Source organism: Mesorhizobium sp. M7A.F.Ca.US.006.01.1.1, from assembly GCF_003997935.1.
GTDB lineage: Bacteria > Pseudomonadota > Alphaproteobacteria > Rhizobiales > Rhizobiaceae > Mesorhizobium.
In genome coordinates this window covers 1-4,348 of sequence record NZ_RZQL01000381.1, presented here as the reverse complement: position 1 = coordinate 4,348, position 4,348 = coordinate 1, and the positions used below count along the sequence as shown (strand labels likewise).

At 59.8% G+C, this 4,348-nt stretch carries 4 protein-coding genes and 1 pseudogene; 3 read left to right on the top strand and 2 right to left on the bottom strand.

The genetic code is table 11. The features are described 5' to 3' along the window. A partial coding sequence (locus EN943_RS35310; protein ID WP_164778553.1) for a site-specific integrase occupies nt 1-939 on the top strand: 939 nt, incomplete at its 5' end. Nucleotides 940-983: 44 nt separating this feature from the next. Here the strand turns inward: EN943_RS35310 and EN943_RS35305 are convergent. Together EN943_RS35305 and EN943_RS35300 are read right to left on the bottom strand one after the other, a co-directional pair. Further along, nucleotides 984-1,502, bottom strand: coding sequence for an RES family NAD+ phosphorylase (locus EN943_RS35305; RefSeq protein ID WP_127416416.1), 519 nt, complete (start codon nt 1,500-1,502; stop codon nt 984-986). Then, entirely contained in the window at nt 1,499-1,834 is a 336-nt protein-coding gene (locus EN943_RS35300) for an MbcA/ParS/Xre antitoxin family protein (RefSeq protein ID WP_206522875.1), read from the bottom strand. The genes EN943_RS35305 and EN943_RS35300 overlap by 4 nt, the downstream gene beginning before the upstream one ends. Before the next feature lie 353 nt (nt 1,835-2,187). Between EN943_RS35300 and EN943_RS35295 the strand changes: the two are divergent. Beyond that, nucleotides 2,188-2,648 (top strand): annotated as a pseudogene (locus tag EN943_RS35295) (integrase); the annotation flags it as partial. A 968-nt stretch (nt 2,649-3,616) separates the two neighbouring features. Continuing rightward, nucleotides 3,617-4,348, top strand: a 732-nt coding sequence (locus tag EN943_RS35290) for an AAA family ATPase (protein WP_164778552.1), incomplete at its 3' end; no start/stop codon positions are given.

The window sequence follows — 4,348 nt, the reverse complement described above, 5'->3', positions numbered from 1 at the left end:
GCAGCAAGCTCGGCCAACACGCGGCGTGCCTACGCCGCCGATTGGAAGCATTTTTGCGCCTGGGCGCGCCGCCAGCATCTCGAGGTGTTGCCGCCCGATCCGCAGGTCGTCGGCCTCTACATCACGGCCTGCGCGTCCGGTAAGGTAGCGGGCGACAAGAAGCCGAACGCCGTCTCGACAATCGAGCGACGTCTCTCTTCGCTGACCTGGAATTTTTCTCAGCGTGCCCAGCCGCTGGACAGAAAAGACCGGCATATCGCCACTGTGCTGGCCGGCATTCGCAACAGCCACGCCTCCCCTCCCCGGCAAAAGGAAGCCATTCTGCCTGAAGACCTGATTGCCATGCTGGAAACGCTCGACCGCGGCACTCTGCGCGGCCTGCGCGACCGCGCCATGCTGCTGCTCGGCTTTGCCGGCGGTCTGCGCCGCTCCGAGATCGTGGCTTTGGATGTCGGCCGCGACCAGACCGAGGACGGCCGCGGCTGGATCGAGATCCTCGACAAGGGCATGCTCGTTTCCCTTCGCGGCAAGACCGGCTGGCGGGAGGTCGAAGTCGGGCGCGGCTCGTCCGATGCCACCTGCCCGGTTGTCGCGCTGCAGACCTGGCTCAAATTTTCCAGGATCGGCCATGGCCCCCTCTTTCGCAGGGTGACAGGGCAAGGCAAAACAGTGGGCGCCGAGAGGCTCAATGACCAGGAAGTGGCGCGGCTGGTCAAGCGCACCGCTCTCGCGGCTGGTGTCCGCGGCGACCTGTCCGAAGGCGATCGCGCGACAAGATTCTCGGGCCATTCGTTGCGTGCCGGTCTTGCCTCATCGGCCGAGGTTGATGAGCGCTACGTGCAAAAGCAGCTCGGCCATGCCTCGGCTGAAATGACTCGCCGCTATCAGCGCAGGCGCGATCGCTTCCGTGTCAATCTCACCAAGGCGAGCGGACTATAGGCCGGGCACGCCCCTCCCCTGCCCTTCGGATGCCGAGAAGTGCGTTATCGCCAAGATAGCTGGTCCTTCGGCAACCGGCCGCTTGGGTCGAATACGGTTACCTTGTGCGGCAGACCCGGACCCCAGTCCCAAAGGACCAGGTTGCGATCCTCCATCTCGGCGCTCGGCGCGAAACTTGGGACCACAATGCCGGCAATACTCCGAGGCCGCAGCCGGTCGTAGACGGACCAGGACGCCGGGCGCTCTCCGTCGCTAAGCGCCGTCGCCCAGGCGCAGGCCATGTCCTCGAGCGCGATAGAAAATTCTCCCCTCGCCTCGTTCGTTGTCAGATCCACGATATCATCGCAGTCAATCTCATAGGAGCATAGCACGCAAGGATCGATCCGGTGCGCGAACCCCTGGTTGGCTTCCTTAACCGCTGTCATGATGGTAAGCGCCAAATAGAGCGCCGGCACGCCTTTGGGATTAAATCGCGCACCTCTGATCGCCGCCCCTTCGCCGGAAGTCGGCTTGAATGCCCAACGTGGATCGTGTGCCCGGTAGCAGGTTCCAACGAACCTCAAGCGAAACCACCAACGGCCATGTGATCGAGATAATCACGGACCGCAGCGGCCTTGCCTTCCTTCACCAGCGCCTCAGCGGTGCGTCCGCCAAATGCTGGAAGCGGCTGAGCCCGATACCAAGCCATCGCCTGCTCCTTGCCACCCGCCCAATCCGTCACGCGGCTGATGATCTCGAGCATTTCCCGCAGACGGCCCTGTGTCTTAACCGTAGCGCTGCGCTCTGACCGATAAAGGGTCTCGCGAGCAAGACCAGCGGTCTGGGCCAACTGGCCTTTGGACATGCCAAAACCGTCCGCGACCTGCTCGATCGCAATCTTCCCGTTCCCGTCCATATAGGACAAGATGAGAGGTCCATTCTGCTCGGGGATCTTCAGTGCATGAGCCACAGAATTCATCCTACCATATTGAGAGTCTTATTTCTTGTGCAAAAGATATGGCAGTTCTGACCAGCTTTCAAGCTCGGCACCGAACGAATTCGAGGTGCTGCCTAGCACGCGGATTGAGCCGACCGTGCGCGCGTCGAGGCAGCAAGTTCGGCAAACACCCGTGGGGCCTATGCCCCCACTGGGAGAATTTTTGCGCCTGCTGCCGGAGTCAGTCGTTTGATCCGCAGCTGCCAGACTCACAAATCGTCTGCCTCTACATCACCGCCCAGGCCTCGGGATCTCGGCCTGGTGTTGCGTGTGATCGAACCGACGACGGCCGCGGCTGGATTGAATTCTTTCCAGACCTGGGCGTGCTGATTACGTTGCGGAGCAAGACCGGCTGGCGCGAGGTCGAAATTTGCGGCTCGTCCGCGCCACCTTTCCGGTTGTCGCTCTGCAGACCTGGCTGAGGCTGGCCTGTGGCGCATGGCATCCTCTTCCGCTTCGTTACCGGTCAGGACAAGGCGGTGGGACCCGAGCGGCTGAACGATCAGGAGGTGGCGCAGCCGGTCAAACGCGCCGCCTTGGCCGCCGGCTTGCGCAGGGATCTTTCCAGAGGCGAGCGCGGCCCAAAGTTTTCTGGCCATTCGCTGCGCGCGTCCTCAGCCGAGGTCGACGAGCACTATGTGCAAAAAGCAGCTGCCACGCCAGCGCAGAGGTCACACGCAAGTATCAGCGACGGCGTGACCGGTTTCGAGTTCTAACTAGGGCGTTGGATTTGTGCGGTGCGGTACGCGCACAGCCGCAGGTGGCTCGGGATGGCCAATGCGCCCGAGAGCCAGATGCCCAACCATCAAGTTGATGAGTGTCTAGGGTTTCTTGGTACCGTGCATCCCTCCAACTTGAAGAGCTGTTCCCAGCTGGGAACTTAAAGTACGGGTGGTGCTTCTCGATGTGTCCTCGGGATCGTTCACCAAGTTGGACTAGACCCAGAGTTAGGCTGCTTTGAGACTGCAGCGCCCTCCTGCTTGCCCATCGACTAACCGGAGGATATTGCGCGTGGAGAGCAGCCCAAAGTGCCAAACGGTGCTCGCGTGGCATGCGTTGCAACAAATCCGAGCGGTTGAGGGGCAATTCTCGAGAACCGCTTAGCGCCGAATGCCTTGTTGCAGGGAAGGGGGCCGTGGGGCGTCTAGCTGGCCAGCCTGGCAGGCGCGATTACCGAAGTGACATCGGAAGCGTCGTGGAATGGCTGAATCACAAACACGTCTCCGACGCGAAGGGTGTGACACCCCCTAGGGACTGCGCGAGTAACGTGCCTGCCGTCACAACGGGAATTTCGCCACCACCAATGTGGGCATCTCTCGAGGCGCCGAAAGCTGCCCGCGCCTTTGTACGTCGCTCGCCGCCGCACGCGGAATCTATAGCCAGCCGGCACACCGACGTCGACTATCCACCGGAACAAAGCGGGCAACGTCCTCGCCCGTGCCCTATGCTGCGTGACCACCTGCATAGCTACATTGTTCATCACCTGATGCGCAATTTTGACGGCATAGAGGAGCCAGTGATAGCGAGAGTTCCCAGCTGGGAACTGCCTTATGTCCATTTGCCCGAATTCTCCGAATCGGGCATAAGCCCAGTAACGGAAAAACCGCGTAATTCGAAAAGTTGGCGTAGTTGGCGTGGCGTTAACAGCTTGTTAACCACAGTCGCTATCATTGTGGCGCTGGGTGCAAGAGGAGAATCTGGGTGACGCGGCATCTAAGTAGCCTTCAATTCATGAATACCTTTTCGACGAAACTCGACAAGGCACTCAACAATCTTTCGTTGGCTCAGTATCCTCCTGATGCGATCCGAACGATGCGCAAATTCACGTCAACGGAAGTGGCAGCATTGCTAGGAGTGACCGAAGCTTACATCCGGCAGGTCTCTCTAAAAGGGCAGGGACCTGAGCCAGAGACAACAGCGACGGGGAAGCGCCTATATTCTGTCGAGCAGGTGCTGGAGCTTCGGATGCATTTGGCGGAAAAGGCACGAAAAAAATGGATCAATCCTCGTCGCGTCGATGGCGAGGACTGCCAGATAATTGCGATCACCAATTTCAAAGGGGGATCGTCCAAGACAGCGACCACTATTCATTTGGGTCACTGGCTGGCACTTCGTGGGTATCGCGTCCTCGCAGTCGACATGGATCCCCAGGCGTCGCTAACCAGCCTGCAAGGAGCGTTGCCCGGATTTGACTACCGAGAAGGTGACACTCTTTACTCGGCGATCCGCTTTGATGATCCGGTGCCAACCGAAAAGATTGTACATAAGACTCATATCATCGGATTCGACGTCATCTGCGCCGGCCTTGAGCTGACAGAATTCGAAACCGCCGTTACCCTTGAAATGCGCAAGAGCGGTGGAACCGGTTTTCTGCTTCGAGTGTCACAGGCCCTCGAACAGATCGTCGATCGCTACGATATCGTTCTTCTCGAC